This window comes from Sporosarcina jiandibaonis, from assembly GCF_013184495.1.
Lineage (GTDB): Bacteria > Bacillota > Bacilli > Bacillales_A > Planococcaceae > Sporosarcina > Sporosarcina jiandibaonis.
In genome coordinates this window covers 115,423-132,411 of the sequence record NZ_JAAOIY010000008.1, presented here as the reverse complement: position 1 = coordinate 132,411, position 16,989 = coordinate 115,423, and the positions used below count along the sequence as shown (strand labels likewise).

The 16,989-nt window shown below is 40.7% G+C and carries 17 protein-coding genes and 1 rRNA gene; 3 read left to right on the top strand and 15 right to left on the bottom strand.

The genetic code is table 11. The features are described 5' to 3' along the window. Together G8782_RS17100 and G8782_RS17095 are read right to left on the bottom strand one after the other, a co-directional pair. Positions 1 to 118: ribosomal RNA gene (locus G8782_RS17100) — 16S ribosomal RNA — on the bottom strand; the annotation flags it as partial. Positions 119 to 487: 369 nt separating this feature from the next. After that, positions 488 to 1,351, bottom strand: a complete 864-nt coding sequence (locus G8782_RS17095) for a nucleotidyltransferase-like protein (RefSeq protein WP_172373477.1) — start codon at positions 1,349 to 1,351, stop codon at positions 488 to 490. 128 nt (positions 1,352 to 1,479) lie between these two features. Between G8782_RS17095 and G8782_RS17090 the strand changes: the two genes are divergently transcribed. Beyond that, the gene (locus tag G8782_RS17090; protein ID WP_172373475.1) at positions 1,480 to 1,851 is read left to right on the top strand and encodes a YgzB family protein; all 372 of its coding nucleotides are present in this window, start codon (positions 1,480 to 1,482) and stop codon (positions 1,849 to 1,851) included. 40 nt (positions 1,852 to 1,891) lie between these two features. Here G8782_RS17090 and perR read toward each other — a convergent pair whose 3' ends face one another. From perR to bcp, 3 genes are all read right to left on the bottom strand, one after another. Further along, positions 1,892 to 2,335 (bottom strand): peroxide-responsive transcriptional repressor PerR, encoded by a 444-nt coding sequence (gene perR / locus G8782_RS17085; protein WP_172373473.1) that lies wholly within the window; start codon positions 2,333 to 2,335, stop codon positions 1,892 to 1,894. A gap of 104 nt (positions 2,336 to 2,439) precedes the next feature. Further along, positions 2,440 to 3,384 (bottom strand): D-2-hydroxyacid dehydrogenase, encoded by a 945-nt coding sequence (locus tag G8782_RS17080; RefSeq protein ID WP_172373465.1) that lies wholly within the window; start codon positions 3,382 to 3,384, stop codon positions 2,440 to 2,442. 18 nt (positions 3,385 to 3,402) lie between these two features. Beyond that, a complete protein-coding gene (gene bcp, locus G8782_RS17075; protein WP_172373463.1) occupies positions 3,403 to 3,879 on the bottom strand; it encodes a thioredoxin-dependent thiol peroxidase in 477 nt (158 codons plus the stop codon). 154 nt (positions 3,880 to 4,033) lie between these two features. Here bcp and G8782_RS17070 point away from each other — a divergent pair, with 154 nt between their 5' ends. After that, positions 4,034 to 5,338 (top strand): glutamate-1-semialdehyde 2,1-aminomutase, encoded by a 1,305-nt coding sequence (locus G8782_RS17070; protein WP_172373461.1) that lies wholly within the window; start codon positions 4,034 to 4,036, stop codon positions 5,336 to 5,338. Positions 5,339 to 5,387: 49 nt separating this feature from the next. Then, the gene (locus tag G8782_RS17065) at positions 5,388 to 6,470 is read left to right on the top strand and encodes an FUSC family protein (protein WP_172373459.1); all 1,083 of its coding nucleotides are present in this window, start codon (positions 5,388 to 5,390) and stop codon (positions 6,468 to 6,470) included. Positions 6,471 to 6,518: 48 nt separating this feature from the next. On the opposite strand, the gene G8782_RS17060 is transcribed toward G8782_RS17065, so the two are convergent. The 10 genes from G8782_RS17060 to mutY all read right to left on the bottom strand — a co-directional run bounded on the left by G8782_RS17060 (position 6,519) and on the right by mutY (position 16,938). Next, positions 6,519 to 7,415 carry an ABC transporter permease gene (locus G8782_RS17060; RefSeq protein ID WP_172373457.1) on the bottom strand — a complete coding sequence of 299 codons (897 nt, stop codon included), beginning with the start codon at positions 7,413 to 7,415 and terminating at the stop codon, positions 6,519 to 6,521. 17 nt (positions 7,416 to 7,432) lie between these two features. Beyond that, complete coding sequence (locus G8782_RS17055) at positions 7,433 to 8,437, bottom strand: ABC transporter permease (protein ID WP_172373455.1); 1,005 nt, start codon at positions 8,435 to 8,437, stop codon at positions 7,433 to 7,435. A 101-nt stretch (positions 8,438 to 8,538) separates the two neighbouring features. Beyond that, positions 8,539 to 10,170 carry an ABC transporter substrate-binding protein gene (locus G8782_RS17050; RefSeq protein ID WP_172373453.1) on the bottom strand — a complete coding sequence of 544 codons (1,632 nt, stop codon included), beginning with the start codon at positions 10,168 to 10,170 and terminating at the stop codon, positions 8,539 to 8,541. Next, a complete protein-coding gene (locus G8782_RS17045) occupies positions 10,167 to 11,180 on the bottom strand; it encodes an ABC transporter ATP-binding protein (protein WP_172373451.1) in 1,014 nt (337 codons plus the stop codon). Before G8782_RS17045 ends, G8782_RS17050 begins: the two co-directional genes overlap by 4 nt. Beyond that, positions 11,155 to 12,174 (bottom strand): oligopeptide/dipeptide ABC transporter ATP-binding protein, encoded by a 1,020-nt coding sequence (locus G8782_RS17040; RefSeq protein WP_172373449.1) that lies wholly within the window; start codon positions 12,172 to 12,174, stop codon positions 11,155 to 11,157. The genes G8782_RS17045 and G8782_RS17040 overlap by 26 nt, the downstream gene beginning before the upstream one ends. Before the next feature lie 162 nt (positions 12,175 to 12,336). Next, complete coding sequence (locus tag G8782_RS17035) at positions 12,337 to 14,082, bottom strand: ABC transporter ATP-binding protein (RefSeq protein ID WP_172373447.1); 1,746 nt, start codon at positions 14,080 to 14,082, stop codon at positions 12,337 to 12,339. Positions 14,083 to 14,108: 26 nt separating this feature from the next. After that, the gene (ntdP, locus tag G8782_RS17030; protein WP_172373445.1) at positions 14,109 to 14,672 is read right to left on the bottom strand and encodes a nucleoside tri-diphosphate phosphatase; all 564 of its coding nucleotides are present in this window, start codon (positions 14,670 to 14,672) and stop codon (positions 14,109 to 14,111) included. A gap of 178 nt (positions 14,673 to 14,850) precedes the next feature. Then, on the bottom strand, positions 14,851 to 15,066 hold the full coding sequence (locus tag G8782_RS17025; protein ID WP_172373443.1) for a gamma-type small acid-soluble spore protein: 216 nt from the start codon (positions 15,064 to 15,066) through the stop codon (positions 14,851 to 14,853). Between the two features lie 61 nt (positions 15,067 to 15,127). Further along, the gene (fabL, locus tag G8782_RS17020; RefSeq protein ID WP_172373441.1) at positions 15,128 to 15,874 is read right to left on the bottom strand and encodes an enoyl-[acyl-carrier-protein] reductase FabL; all 747 of its coding nucleotides are present in this window, start codon (positions 15,872 to 15,874) and stop codon (positions 15,128 to 15,130) included. Further along, entirely contained in the window at positions 15,871 to 16,938 is a 1,068-nt protein-coding gene (mutY, locus tag G8782_RS17015; RefSeq protein WP_172373439.1) for an A/G-specific adenine glycosylase, read from the bottom strand. The genes fabL and mutY overlap by 4 nt, the downstream gene beginning before the upstream one ends. Positions 16,939 to 16,989 lie beyond the last annotated feature (51 nt).

Genomic DNA, 16,989 nt, shown 5'->3' with positions numbered 1-16,989 from the left:
ACTCACCCATCCGCCGCTAACATTTAAAGAAGCAAGCTTCAATAAATGTTCGCTCGACTTGCATGTATTAGGCATGCCGCCAGCGTTCGTCCTGAGCCAGGATCAAACTCTCCATAATAGAGAAACTTGAATAGCTCGAGTTTCATTTTGCTGACTTCGAATCCGAAGATTCGTTTTTGTTTCGAATTAACGAAACGTTATATCTTGACGTTTTGCTGTTCAGTTTTCAAGGTTCATTATTCTATTTAACTTAAATTGAGATAGTAGCATTTGCCACCGCATCCCAATACGTTAATTTGCGACGTCCTCTAAAAGCGACTTCTCAAATATAACATCTTCATTCGAAAGAGTCAAGAACTATTTTCATAAACATTTAGTTCGTATTTCTCTCTCAAGCGACAAACAATAGAATAACACGATATGACCTAGGATGTCAACATAAATTTAATGGAGCATTGATAAACTGCTCCATTAAATTAATCCTTTCTCAATTCACTTGATATTCTCGATGCATTATCATTTCATTTTTCGACATGCTTTCTATTACTTTAATAAAACCTTTTTCAACTAGAAACTCAATGAAAACTTCTAATTCAATTGAGTATATACGTAATTCTTCATGGTCATGAAGCTCTTGGATTTCCCAGCTTTCTTTAGAAGCCATGACTTCTAATATATGTTGGGCACCATCTGCAGTCCTATTATGAATAAAGAATTCACTTGCAAGAAATAGAAGTTCAAGTCGTTTTTGTAGAGGTTCATCGCTTGTAATCAATTCTTCATAAAGCTTATAAATTGCCGGGTCTAGTTTTTTAACTTGAGACCATACCGTCACTTCTGGCGAGATGCCTTTTTCAATGATTGCCAACCTAGCAAGATAATGCAAAGAATTAACGACGTGGTTATAGGCATCCATATAATTTTCATGTTCAAAAAAAGTCTTTCCTTCTATATAAGCCCTGATAAGTCTGGATAACTCAATCCCCATCTTTATCTTTCTACCGATAAATGGGTATTCTAGTAATTCTCTTTTTAGTTTTTCAACATACTCATTGCGGTCAAAATAAATCTTGCCGTAATAAAGCCAATCCACCACTTTTCTCTGAGTACCAACTAATATCCATTTTTGCAATTGGCTCTTGCTGATAACATGCATTGCCGCTATACCAGAACTTGAAGTGTAATGCTTTGTATAAATGGGAATCTCATCATCTGCCGTGATAATTAAGAGAATCGCGTCAAACATATCTGTTATCGGATCCCCTTCTCTTCTTTTTTCTACGAGAATGACTCCTAGTGTTTCGGGATCACTTGCACGTTCTTGGTATATTGATCTTAATACTTGTTCCACTCTCATAACCTCCCTGCAGCTTAACTTTCGACAATCATCAACTATATCCTTTTTTCAAGCATCAAAAATTTCGTCTAAAATAAATTTATGCTATAGTAATTGAGGATGTATTAAGGAGGTAACTGTCGATGAAACCATATAAAAATAAAATAAATCGAATTAGATCATTTGCTTTATCACTCATATTCATAGGCGTGGTCATTATGTATCTGGGTATCTTCTTTAGAAAAAATGAAATTATCATGATTATCTTTATGTTGCTTGGCGTTCTAGCAATTCTTGCTAGTACGGTTGTATACGCATGGATTGGAACTTTATCCACCCGAGCCGTTCAAATTGTTTGTCCGAATTGCGGCGGGCAAACGAAAATGCTAGGTCGTGTTGACATGTGCGGTCATTGCCGCGAGCCACTTACACTCGATCCTTCTCTAGAGGGTAAGGAATTTGACGAAAAGTATAATCGATCAAACAAAAAAGTTCAAGAAACAAAAAACAAATGAAAATAAAAAAGACATCCAGCAAAGACTTGCTGGATGTTTTTTAATGAGTTTCAGTAACATTTCCTGCACATATTGGACAGGTTCCGTATACTTCCATCCGATGGGCATTAACTTGAAACCCAGTTACATGGGAAGCAAGATGTTCAACTTCCTCCAAGCCGGGATAATGAAAATCGACTATCTTATCGCATTCAGTACAAATGATATGATAATGATCGTGTGTCACAAAATCAAAACGACTAGAGGAGTCGCCATAAGGTAGCTCTTTTATAAGATTAACGCCTTGAAACACACGAAGATTGTTGTAAACCGTTGCAACGCTCATGTTAGGGAAGGTACTTGCAAGTGATTTATATATTTCATCGGCCGTCGGATGTGACTTAGAAGTAACGAGATATTCTAAAATGGCATGTCTTTGCGGAGTAATTCGCACTCCATTTTCTTTCAACGTGTCCAGCGCGCCTCTTAACGTGACATCAGACATCGCTATGCACCTCAATCCTATAGAGATTCTTACTTTGTAATCATTACAATTAGTTTACTGAAATAGGACGGTGTTTGTCAACTAAAGCGATGCCTATCCTTTTCTTAATAGCCCGACTCAGGATTAATCACATTGATAAAATCCTTATCATTCTTTAGCCATATCTGTAAGTTCTTTTTAAATACAATCAGTGATCTTTCGATATACTTTCCAGACTTACTAGAAATATGCGGAGACACTGTGCAATTTGGGAGCGCCCATAATTCATGGTTTTCTGGTAATGGTTCTGCTGCAAATACATCAAGTACTGCATGCCCAATCACGTTGTTTCTTAATGCTGTCACAAGTACTTTTTCGTCAATAATATCACCGCGACCGAAATTCATAAACACGGCTGTATCCTTCATCGATTCGAGGTGCTTAGCAGTTAAAAGTCCTCTTGTTTCTGGCGTGCTTGGCAATACTGATATGACAAAATCAGCTACTGGCAACTTGTTCAGTAATTCATTATACGTTATGATTTCGTCCATCGATTCAACACTTCGTCCTGTGCGATTACAGCCAATAGTCTTTACCCCGAATGCTTGCAATAGTCGACCGATTTCAGCTCCGATAGCCCCTGGACCCAAAATAAGTGCAGTACTTCCATTCAGTTCTGTTGAATGAAATTTAGTTCTCCATTTTTTCGTCACTTGGTTCGCATAGATTTCGGGAATAGATCGTTTCAGCGCTAAAATATGTGCGAGAACTGATTCGGCCATTGGCGTCTTATGGATGCCGCGCACATTTGTTATCAATATGTTACGCTTCGCGATTTCGAGTAAAGGCATTTTTTCAACACCGGCTGACGCAACCATCAGCCACTTAAGCGCTTTAGCTCGATTTAGAACCGCAACATCAATATTGCTACCGAAAGTAACAATAACATCAGCAGTTTCAATTTCTTTATCATCAATCGAACCGTTAAAATAAAATGAGACTGATGGAAACTCATCGATTAATGCTAACTCTTCGTTTTCTTTTATTTTAAACGCAAATAAAATCTCCATCCTTCTTCCCCCTAGAAATTAGGCATTTACGATTTCTTGTAATGTTGTTAACGCCTCGTCAATATGACCTTTCACCCTAACTTTACGCCATTCTTTTACAACTTCCCCTGCTGGGTTAATAAGAAATGTGGATCGTTCAATTCCCATGTATTCACGTCCAAAATTCTTCTTCAATTTCCAAACGCCATATTTTTCCGCGACTTCATGATTGTCATCGACTAGAAGCGAGAATGGTAATCCTTTGTTTTCGATGAACTTGGTATGAGAAGCCTCATCATCGGGACTTACTCCCAGAATAACTGCATTCAATTTACTGAAGTCCTCATACGAGTCCCGAAAGTCGCAAGCTTGTGTTGTACATCCAGGCGTTGCATCTTTCGGATAAAAATACAATACTACATACTTTTCCCCTGCAAAATCGGAAAGCGAGACATTGTCACCTTTTTCATTGCGAAGTGTAAATTGTGGTGCTGGTTTTCCTTCTAGTTTTGTCATCATCGATTCCTCCATTATAATTTAGGTACAGGCCAATCAATTACTTACGTTCTACATTAATGGTACTTGACACATCCTTTACTTTCAATTTCTTTGGCGTATCGAGTGGATTTTGTTTAGAATAGAGGAGATAGATACGAACGGAGGAAATAAAATGATCAGAACAAAATCCGAAACACTTTATAATGAAGCAACAGAACATATCGTAGGTGGAGTAAATAGCCCATCAAGAGGATATCATGCAGTTGGAGGGGGATCTCCGACGGTCATGGAACGTGCGGAAGGCGCATACTTTTGGGATGTAGATGGAAATAAATACATTGACTACCTAGCTGCATATGGTCCGATTATTACAGGTCATGCGCACCCGCATATTACAAAAGCAATTACGCATGCAGCTGAAACTGGTGTTTTATATGGTACGCCGACACAACATGAAGTCAAGTTTGCTAAAATGCTAAAAGAAGCGATGCCTAAGATGGATAAAGTTCGTTTTGTCAATTCAGGCACGGAAGCTGTCATGACAACCATTCGTGTATCTCGCGCTTACACGGGTCGAACAAAAATAATGAAATTCGCAGGTTGCTATCACGGGCATTCCGATCTTGTACTCGTCGCGGCGGGTTCCGGCCCAGCAACATTAGGAACACCGGACTCAGCGGGCGTTCCGCAATCTATCGCGGAAGAAGTCATTACGGTTCCATTCAATAATCCGGAAGCATATAAGGAAGCCATGGAAAAATGGGGAGATGAAATTGCATGCATTCTTGTCGAGCCGATTGTAGGGAATTTCGGAATCGTAGAACCGAATGAAGGATTTTTGGAACTTGTGCATGATTTAGCATCGAAACATGGCGCGCTTATTGTTTATGATGAAGTGATTACAGCATTCCGATTCCACTATGGCGGCGCGCAAGATATGCTTGGCCTAACGCCTGATTTAACTGCATTAGGTAAAATTATTGGCGGCGGCTTGCCGATTGGTGCATACGGCGGCAGAAAAGAAATCATGGATCAAGTTGCACCTTTAGGACCTGCATACCAGGCGGGAACGATGGCTGGTAATCCTGCATCGATGCTTTCTGGCATTGCTTGTTTGGAAGTATTGCAAGAACCAGGGATTTACGATGAAATGGATCGACTTGGGGCAATACTTGAAGAAGGAATTTTAGCATCTGCTAAAAAGCATGGGATAACGTTGACAACGAACCGTCTAGGCGGAGCGCTGACATTATTTTTCACTGATGTAAAAGTTGAAAACTATGAACAAGCTGAAGCAACAGATGGCGATGTATTCGGGAAGTTTTTCAAGCTGTTATTGAAAAATGGTATAAACATTGCTCCATCTAAGTATGAAGCTTGGTTTTTAACAACTGCCCATACGGAATCCATCATTAACGAAACAATTACCGCGGTTGATAAATCATTTGAGGAACTTGCAGCTACCCTGAATAACTGATCGGGAAAATTAGCGAAAAAGTACTGTCCACTAAGAAAGGGAGATTTCCATGAGACTTGGTGCCCGCATTATTAAAACCGGTGTTGCGATTGTGTTGGCGTTATTCATAGCCGAATTACTCCAACTTCCGCAAACAGTATTCGCGGGAATCGCAGCAATTTTTGCGATTCAGCCTTCTATTTACCGATCCTATTTAAGAATCGTTGAGCAAGTTCAAGGTAACATCATCGGCGCGGTTATCGCAATTTCATTTGTACTTATATTCGGCCATCAACTCGTTGTCATCGGCTTAGCCGCGGTAATCATTATTTTGATTATGAATAAATTGAAGCTCGAAGCATCCATTTCGATGGCGCTCGTAATGATGATCGCCATTATGGAAATCCAGAACGATGAATTTCTAATCTATGCCGTATTAAGATTTACAACATTGCTCGTCGGAGTCTTTGCAGCTTTTTTAGTCAATCTGCTCTTTCTGCCGCCTAAATACGAAACCAAGTTGTTCCAATCGATTAATCAAAACCAAGATGAAATTATTCGATGGACTCGAATTGCTGGAAGGCAATCGTCAGATCATATTGCAACAAAAATGGCGCTGAAGACAATAAAAGATAGGCTCGCTACAATTGAGCAGACGTTTCTATTTTATAAAGAGGAACGTAGCTACTTTAAAAAAATCTCGAGATCCAAAGGAAGAAAGCTTGTTGTTTATCGTCAGATGATTGCAGCGTCTAGACGAAGTTATGAAGTACTCCAACGAATTCATAAATATGAAAATGAGCTCATCGACTTGCCAGAGCAGTTTCGAATGATGGTGCAGGAACGGCTTGATGCGCTTTTGACCTACCATGAACAGTTGCACCTCAAATTTGTTGGAAAGTTAAAACCTGAAAGCATGTCTTCCGATACAAATGAAGATTATATTCAGCGCCATGAAGTATTAGAGATTTTCGCGAAAGAAATCGCACTTACCAAGGAAGAAGAAGAATTTTCATCCTACCATCTACTTCACGTTCTTTCCGCTATCTTGAATTACGAGGAGCAGCTAGAACATTTGGATAAACTTATCGTCTCGATTCATAAGCACCATAAAGTCAAAATAAATGTCGATTTTAACGAAGAAAGTTACTAAAAATGATAATCCCGCACATCAAGAGTGGTCTCGATGTGCGGGATTTCTTTAGTTTTTCATCCGCGGGTCCATTGCATCTCGTAATCCGTCCCCCATTAAATTGAAACCTAGAACGGTGAGCATGATGGCGAGTCCCGGGAATATCATCGTCCACGGTGCCGACTGAAGATAGTTTTTCGAGTCTGCAAGTATTTTTCCCCACTCGGGTTCTGGCGCCGCAGCACCAAGTCCGAGAAACCCTAGTGCAGCTGCTTCTAAGATTGCTGTCGCAATGGCTAACGTTCCTTGCACAATTACTGGCGCCATAGAATTCGGCAGTATATGCGAAAATAATATTCGCGCATCTTTCATGCCTACTCCTTTGGCTGCGGTAATATATTCATCCTCTTTTATACTCAGTACTTTTGAGCGTATTAGTCGTCCAAAATTCGGTACATTGATAATCGCGATTGCTATTAACGCATTTCGTAGTGAAGGTCCTAGTACTGAAACAATCGCGATTGCTAGCAGGATTGATGGGAATGCTAGCATGATATCAAAGATTCTTGAAATAATCGTATCAACCCAACGACCATAATAACCAGCAATTATCCCGAGAACGCTCCCTACTACGACAGAGCCAATTACTGAAAAGAAACCGACCCATAATGAAATACGTGCACCGTGAATAATTCTGGATAATATATCACGCCCAAAGTCATCTGTCCCAAGCCAATATTCTGACGAAGGAGGCAGAAGACGATCGGCCATAAACTGTTCATTTATGCCTTCTTTTGCAATAAACGGGCCGACTAGAGCAACGACTATAAAGAAAAATACGATTACCATGCCGACAACCGCTACTTTACTTTTTCTAAACCCTTTCCAAGCTTCACGCCAAGGCCCTGCTGATCGGTCAACTTCCGCCTCGACGATTCCATCTACTTTCGGTGAAAGTTCAGACATCGTCACTACCCCCTTCCTTAATCATATTTAATCCTTGGGTCAATGAAGCTATACAATAAGTCGACAAATAAATTTATCATGACAAAGAAAAATGCAATGATTAAAATGCCCGACTGGATAACAGGGTAATCCCGATAACCAATTGCATCGTAAATGTATCTTCCTACTCCCGGCCAAGCAAAAATCGTTTCAGTTAATATTGCACCACCGAGGAGCATTCCCATTTGCAACCCAATCACTGTTAATACTGGAATAATAGCGTTTTTAAGTGCATGTTTGTAAACGACCCAAAACATTTTTTGCCCTTTTGCGCGCGCTGTGCGGATAAAATCGGAACGCATTACTTCAAGCATGCTTGATCTTGTCATCCGGGCAATTATCGCCATAGGAATCGTTGCTAACGCAAAACCAGGTAATATTAAATGCCGAATGACTTGCCATAGTTGGTCAAAACGTCCGGCTATTATCGTATCAATTACATATAAATTGGTTATCGATGCGACCGGATCACGGACTTGCATACGACCTGTTGTTGGCAGCCATCCCAGCTCCAATGAAAATAACCATTGTTCCATGAGGCCGAGCCAAAAAATCGGCATGGAAACACCAACAAGCGCAAGAACCATAGCTGTATAATCAAACCAAGAATTTTGAAACCATGCCGAAATGATTCCAGCATTAATACCAACAACAATTGCAATGATGATAGCAAAGATCGCGAGTTCAGCAGTAGCTGCTAAATAAGGCCATAATTCATCCGCTACAGGTGCATGGGTTCTCATCGATTCGCCCAAGTCTCCTTTTAATATGGCACCGAGGTATTTAAAATATTGGATATACCATGGATTATCGAGTCCAAGTTTCACCGTCAACGCTTCGACAGCTTCCTTCGTCGCTTGTTGGCCAAGGATCATTTGTGCCGGATTACCAGGAATCGCTCGGATAATCATAAACACGATAAATGTCATCCCCAGCAAGACTGGGATAAGATGCAGCAATCTTTTCCCTATATAGTTCAGCAATCAATTCACCCCTCTGACTCAATAGCTTGGATTTTTATTTATGTAAAAATAATGCGGATTAAAAAAGGGAGAATCCAACAGACCCTCCCTCTTTTCATCAATTACTTAAAATCTACGTTTTTCAAGATATCCGAACCAGTTGGGTGCGGCTTGAAACCTGTTAACTCTTTAGCCCCTCCGAGAAGTGGCGTCGAGTGAGCAAGCGGAACCCATGGCGCTTCATCGTGAATGATTTCCTGAGCTTTTTTGTAAAGCTCTATACGCTTATCTTCATCGACTTCTGATTGTGCTTCGATGAGTAAATCGTGCATGCCGTCATTTTTGAAGTACGTATAGTTGTTGCTTCCGATATTATCTTCATCTAGTAAAACATATAGGAAGTTATCCGCGTCTCCGTTATCCCCAGTCCAACCGAGCATAAATGCATCTGCGTCGCCTTTACTAGCAAGATCCAAGTATGTTGCCCATTCATGAGAAACAATTTTTGCTTTAACACCGATATCTTCTAGGTTTTTCTGAATAACTTCGGCAACTTTTTCACCGTCCGGCATGTATGGACGCGGTACTGGCATAGCCCAAAGCTCCATTTCAAATCCATCTTCATATCCAGCTTCTTTCAATAACTCTTTTGCTTTTGCTGGATCGTATTCGTAGCCTTCAATCTCATCGTTATAACCTGAAATTGATTCTGGCATCGGGTTTACAGCAATATCAGCGCGCCCTTCAAAGAACGAATCGATGATTGTCTGCTTGTCAATCGCATGGTTCATGGCTTGACGAACTAATTTATTGTCAAACGGCGGACGAGTCACGGTCAAACCGAGATAGCCGACGTTCATCGATGGACGTTCGAATAATTGCAAGTCGGCACTATCTTCAATTTTTTGACCATCTGAAGGATTGATGCCGTCAGCAAGATCGATATCGCCTTTCAGAAGCGCGTTTAGACGTGCTGAGTTATCCGGAATCGACAGAAAAATAACTTTTCCGAGTTTCGGAAGTCCTTCTTGCCAATAACCATCAAATTTTTCAATTGTGATCGAGTCATTTGGTTTCCATTCGACAAATTGGAATGGACCCGTACCGACAGGATTTCTTGCAAATTCTTGGTCACCCTTTTCAAACGCGGTTGGACTTGCAATTGCAAACATGTCCATCGCAATGTTTTTAAGGAATGGCGCTTGTGGTCTTTTCAGTTTGATAACGACTGTGTAATCGCCATCTGCCGTGACTGATTCTATGACATGGCTTTCATCATCTTTAAATCCGCCAAACATTGATGCATAGTAAGGGAACATCTCCTCATCGCCATTAGCCCATCTTTCGAAGTTTTTAACGACTGCATCCGCATTAAAGTCTGTACCATCATGGAACTTGACACCTTCTTCTAATTCGAACGTATACGTCAATCCATCTTCAGATGGTGTCCATTTCTTGGCGAGTCCAGGTTGAATCGTTGTGTCTTGTTCGCCGAAATTTAGAAGCGTTTCAAAAAGATTCACCGTTACTTTAAACGTTTCGCCTTCAGTGACTCGTGATGGATCCAGCGAAGTTGAATCCCCACCGCGTCCGAATACTAATGTTTCTCCGCTACCTTTTGTTTCTGTTTCTGTCCCTTTACTATCTTCTCCTTCTTTTCCTTTATCCCCATCATCGTTCCCGCATGCTGCAAGAACCATGGATAAAACGAGGAGAAGTAATAGCGCTAACGACCAAAACTTACCTTTTCTCATTGAATGACCCCTCCATCTGTTTTTATATCATTGTCGGTACCATCTGGATAAAGATGACACGCAACAGAATGACCTTTTTCAACTTCTATAAGCTTTGGAATAGCCCGCGTGCAAATATCCATCTTAAACGGGCATCTTGTATGGAATGTGCAACCAGTTGGGGGATCCGCAGGATTTGGAATATCCCCCTCAAGAAAAACTTCCTGCTTAATATAGTCTGGATCTGGAACCGGGACTGCTGATAATAAGGCTTGTGTATATGGATGGAGCGGATTTGCATAAAGATCTTCACTCTCTGATACTTCTACTATTTTCCCTAGATACATAACCCCAACTCGATCACTAATATGGCGAACCACTCCCAGATCGTGGGCAATGAAAATATAAGTTAAATTAAATTCTGTTTGCAAGTCTTGCATTAAATTAAGAACTTGCGCTTGGATCGACACATCAAGCGCGGATACCGGTTCATCTGCAATAATTAGTTTCGGATTTGTCATAAGAGCTCTCGCGATTCCGATTCGTTGCCTTTGACCGCCGCTAAACTGATGCGGGTACCGTTTTGCATGAAAGTCGCTCAAGCCGACTACTTCTAAAAACTCGCGAATTTTAGCATTTCGTTCTTTAGCGCTTTTTATGCCATGGACCAATAATGGCTCCCCCAAAATTTTTTCGATAGTATGTCTCGGATTTAAGGAAGCATAGGGATCTTGAAACACCATTTGAATATCGCGTCTCGTTTTCCGCATTTCTTCCGCAGATAGTTTAGTAATATCTTTCCCGTCGAACTCAACCGTGCCTTCAGTTGGTTCAAGTAGTCTTAGAAGCATTCTGCCGGTTGTCGATTTACCGCATCCCGATTCACCGACAATTCCTAGCGTTTCTCCTTCATTCACGTAAAAAGATATATCATCGACCGCTTTTACTTGGCCTGCAACTCTCCCAAGCACACCTTTTTTAATCGGAAAATACTTTTTCAAGTTTTCAACTTTCAATAAGGGCTTTGTCAAGCGCTTCCGCCCCTTTCTTGTCATATAGGAAGCACCGTGTTTGATGAGCGGTGGATGTTTCGTATAGTTCCGGATTTTCTTGAAGGCAACGCTCGAATGCAAACTCGCAACGTGCAGCAAATCTGCATCCACGTTCGATTGTACCCGGCCTCGGCACGTTCCCAGCGATTGAATAAAGTCGGTCCTTTTTATATCTTATGTCGGGCACCGATTGAATAAGCCCCTTCGTGTATGGATGCTCGGGATTTTCAAAAATCGTTTTTACAGGCGCTTCTTCAATAATTTGACCTGAATACATAACAATGACGCGTTCGCATGTTTCTGCGACAACGCCGAGGTCATGTGTAATGAGAAGAACCGCAGTGTTAAGCCGCGTATTTAATTCTTTCATCAATTTTAAAATTTGCGCTTGAATGGTAACATCGAGTGCGGTCGTCGGTTCATCGGCGATTAATACAGTTGGATCGCAAACGAGTGCCATTGCAATCATTACACGCTGTCTCATGCCTCCAGATAATTGATGGGGATAATCTTTCATTAAATCGCTGGCTCTAGGTAGGCCGACCAGCTTTAGCATTTCAATCGCCTTTTCCCTAGCTTGTTTCTTCGACCATTTCTTTTCGTGAATTAAGACGGCTTCAATGAGCTGATTGCCGATTGTAAAGAGCGGATTTAAAGATGTCATCGGCTCTTGAAATATCATTGCAATATCATTCCCGCGAACATGGCGCATTTGGGCTTCCGACATTTTCAGCAAGTCGCGATCTTTAAATAATATTTCTCCTCCGACAATCTTTCCAGGCGGACTCGGTACTAGTCCCATAATTGATAGCGAAGTTACACTTTTTCCACAACCTGATTCCCCGACAATGCCAAGAACTTCTCCTGCTTTTAAATGAAAGTCAATATGATCTACAGCCGGAATTTCCCCCGAGTCCGTGAAAAAAGTAGTCTGAAGATTTTTCACTTGAAGAACAGATTGTCGATTATCCACCAGATCACCCTTTTCTAGTTCTATCTTGGTATTCTGATTAATTCATATAATGATAATTATACTGACAATATAAAAAATTACAACAAAGATTTAGTTTGAATATTTTCTGTAACAAAAAAACGTTATTGAAATCCCGGCAAAGGATGACAATAACGTTATAAATTAAATATGTTGCACTTGGAATAAACCATAATAAATTCCTTCTTTTTTCATTAACTCTTCATGTGTGCCCACTTCTTTCACTTCGCCTGCATCGACTACAAAAATCTTATCTGCATGCGTAATTGTCGATAATCTGTGGGCCACAACAAGTGTTGTTCTTTCATGCGCCAATACCTGTAGTGAATCTTGGATTAGTGATTCACTTTCAAGGTCTAAGGCCGAAGTGGCTTCGTCTAAAATAAGAAGTGGCGGATTTTTCAAGAATACGCGTGCAATGGCAATGCGTTGTTTTTGACCTCCTGAAAGTTTAACTCCGCGTTCTCCGACAGTCGTTTCATACCCTTCCGGAAGCTCTTCGATGAAATCATGCGCGTTTGCGGCAACCGCAGCGGCAATCACTTCTTCATCCGTCGCATCGGGTTTGCCCATTAAAATATTGCTCTTCACGGAGTCGCTAAATAAAATACTATCTTGCAAAACAATCCCGATTTGATCTCGTAAGGATTTCACTTTCACATCCCGTATATCATGTCCATCGATTCGAACAGCGCCGCTTTTCACATCATGGAAACGCGGTATCAACCCGACAATTGTCGACTTTCCTCCGCCGCTCATCCCAACGAATGCGACTGTTTCTCCAGGGTTCGCTTTGAAGTTAATTCCTTTTAATACATTTTCTCCGTTTTCCTCATATGAGAAACTTACATTTTCAAATTCTATTTCACCTTTAATTTTAGGTAATGAAACTGCGTTTTCTTTATCTGTAATATCGTACTTTTCTTCCATTAATTCAAAAACACGATCCATGGATGCAAATGATTGCGTCAGCGAAGTGGAAGAATTCACAAGCCTGCGAAGCGGACTATACACGCGCTCAATAAATGCGATAAACGCAACCAACGTTCCTACTGTAAGGCTCCCATTGATGACTTGGTATCCTGCATAGGCAAGAACGAGAAGCGGCGCAACATCTGTAATCGTATTGACTACTGCAAAAGCTTTAGCATTCCACCTCGTATGATCGATTGCTTTGTCCAAAAAGGTCCCATTCGTCTCATTGAATCGTTCCTGCTCTACATCCTCTAATGCAAAACTTTTAATAACGCTGACTCCGGAAACTCGTTCGTGTAAATAACTTTGGACGTCCGCAAGTGCTTGGGATCGTTTCCGAGTCAATATGCGAAGTTTTCCAAAGAAGTGTTTTACACTGTAACCATAAAACGGAAATGCAAGAAGCGTCACGATTGTAAGCGGAATATCCATTGTCAACATGATTCCAACCGCGATAAGAATTGTCGCCAAGTCGAGCCAAACGTTCATGAGTCCTATCATGACGAAGTTTCTTGTTTGTTCAACATCATTAATGACACGTGAAATGACTTCCCCGGCCCGCGTATTGGAATAATAGCGCAGACTGAGCTTTTGTAAATGCGAGTAAAGGTTTTCACGAATATCATATAATATTTTATTGCTCACATACTGAGCATAATATTGTCGGTAGTATTCGACTGGAGGACGAATGATAAAGAATAATAACATCGTTCCTCCGAGCCAGTAAAATAATTGCTTCGTCGCTTCCTGGGCTGATAATGTCGATGATCCAATAATATCATCAATCACGATTTTCATGAGAAGCGGCATGAATAATGGGATTGCAAATTTAATAATCCCTATGACTAAAGTAAGTGATATTAACCATGAATATGGCTTTACGAACTTTAAATAACGTTTAATACTGCCACCCATCAATTTTCCTCCTACTAGAATAAAGCTTATTCGGTGTGCGGCGGTTTCTCACTGCTTCGAATTTTCTTTTGAAATTCATATCTTGCTGTCCATGCTTGTATGAAATCAGGAGCAAACGGACCGCGTCGTTGCTTAATCCAACTCAATAACTTATCGAGATTATTGTACAATATTTGGTCGATGACATCTGGATAGTTCATCTGTTTTTTATGATCCTCATATTCATCTTCGTCTAAAATCATGTAACTCATATCTGGAAATACTTTTACATCCAAATCGTAATCGATATATTTCAGCGTTTTGTTATTATAAACAAATGGAGAGCTCATATTAATGTAATAATAAACACCATCTTCTCTGAGCATGCAAATAATATTAAACCAATACTCCGCATGGAAATAACAAATTGACGGTTCACGCGTTACCCACGTTCGTCCATCCGCTTCCGTGACGAGTGTCCGCTCGTTGCCGCCGATCACAATATTGCGAGTCCCCTTTAATACGGTTGTTTCCTGCCACACACGGTGGATATTGCCATCATGTTTATAACTATGTACTTGTATTGTTTCCCCTTCCTTAGGAATCACCATTTTTTCATCCCACCTTTTCGTTGCTCTAAAGTTTCGATACGCTTATATGATTTCACTAGTATATCAATAGAACCTTCAAAGATGAAACCATAGCATTTGAATCTTCCGTGTTTATCCTTTGCAAAACAAAAAAACCGGCAGAAGCTTATGCTTCTGCCGGCAGGTGATGTCCATCCACTTACTTAGAACCGTTTTGGAATCGATTAGCACGCATACCTGAAGATTGTTGTTGCTTTTTCGCTTCAGCCTGCTGGTTTTGTTGCCTAACCTGATTTACATCAGTCTCGGAACCAAATTCCTCACCCATCGGATTTTGTTGACCTTGTCCTTGTAAGGATTGCTGGTTTTGTTGCCTAACTTGGTTCACGTTTGTTTGATTCGGTTTTTTAGTCATGGATATTCACCTCCGTGCTCCTTAACATGTGCAGTAATTTATTTTTTATCCCTTTATTTTTTTACATTACGATTGATCGTCCACCATCGACAATAATCGTTTGACCGCATATCATGTTGGAATCATCAGAAACCAAGAACATTGCCGTTTTTACCATGTCCTCAATTTCTACCATTCGTCCTGCTGGAGTATTTTTTCTAGCGTCATCAAGTAACTCTTCGCGATTCGGAAAATGTTTTAACGCATCCGTGTCGAGCGCTCCTCCTGATACAGAGTTCACAATGATTCCTTTGGGCGCGAACTCGACAGCTAAATAACGCGTTAACGATTCAATTGCTGCTTTGGATACGCCAATCGTTGTGTAATTTTCGAGGTAACGAATTGAACCGAGCGAACTTATACCAATAATTTTACCGCCTTTATCCATGAGTTTAGCTGCTTCTTGTGCTCCGAATAACATCGCTTTCGCGTTAATATTCATCGTCCAATCCCAGTGCGATTCTTCAAGCTCCATAATCGGCCGCAAAACGCCCGATGCTGCATTTGAAACGAACACATCCAGACGACCAAATTCTTCTTTCACTTGTTCAAACATTGCACGTAGTTTTTTTACGTCTCCCACATTTGCCCGAAGCATGATTGCTTTTCTGCCAAGCGCTTCAATTTCTTTTACAGTATCTTCAGCTGCTGATTTGCTACGTGCATAATTAACGACAATGTCATATCCATCTTTCGCAAGCTCAATCGCGAGTGCTTTTCCTAAACCTCTTGAACTTCCCGTTACCATAGCTACTTTATTTTCTGTCATTTTAAAATTCCTCCATTTTTAATTGATTCCCATATTTTTATAATCGGTACAGGCTTGGGCAATGATTCGACTTCTTCTTCTGTAAAAAATTGATAGCCGTCCGGAACTGTTTCCTTTTCGTCTATTCGTGCCCGAAAGCTGTTCATTTCCCACGTTATATGGGTGAAAATATGCTTAAAGGCTATAATTTCATTGAGTGATTTTATATGTATGCCTGTTTCTTTCGTGAATATTTCCATTGGGGTGTGATCGCTTTTGTATTCAATGATCGGAAATTCCCACAGATTTGCAAGCAGTCCAGTTTCTGGCCGCTTTCTTAATAACCAGTGGCCGTTTTTATTTTGGATTGCAAAAGAAGTTACGGGAATAATCTTGCTCTTTTTCTTTTTCGTTCGAACCGGCAACTCATCTTGTCGTCCTTCATCGAATGCCGAACAAAACTCGCGAACGGGGCAAAGAAGGCATTTCGGTCTCGGTGTACAGATTGTTGCGCCAAGTTCCATGAGTCCTTGGTTAAAAGAAGACGGATCATTTGGGTCGATTAATTCCATAATGATATCTTCAAATATTCGTTTCGTTCTTGGAATTGTAATATCTTCTTCAATCAGAAGAAGTCTGGAAACGACACGCATAACATTTCCGTCTACAGCATGTTCTGGAATACCGAATGCAATACTGAGTACCGCGCCGGCTGTATATGGACCTACGCCTTTTAATGTCGAAATTTCTTTTCGATTTTCCGGAACTTTACTGCCGTACTTCTCAACAACTTCGCGAACGCCGGCTTGCAGATTCCGAGCACGAGAATAATATCCGAGTCCTTCCCACATCTTCAGTAATTCATCTTCCTCTGCAGTCGCCAAGGATTCCATCGTAGGATATCTGGTGATAAATCGATTATAGTATGGGATTACTGTTTCTACCCTGGTTTGTTGCAGCATTACTTCTGACACCCAAATATAATAGGGATTGGATGTATGTCTCCACGGCAAATCTCTTTTTTCGTCGTTATACCACGAAATTAGCGCGTTACAAAATTTATCTTTTTCTTCTATTATTCGCATGTTTCCCTCCATAAAGCGTATGTTATGATTAAACCGAAAAGGGTATACATT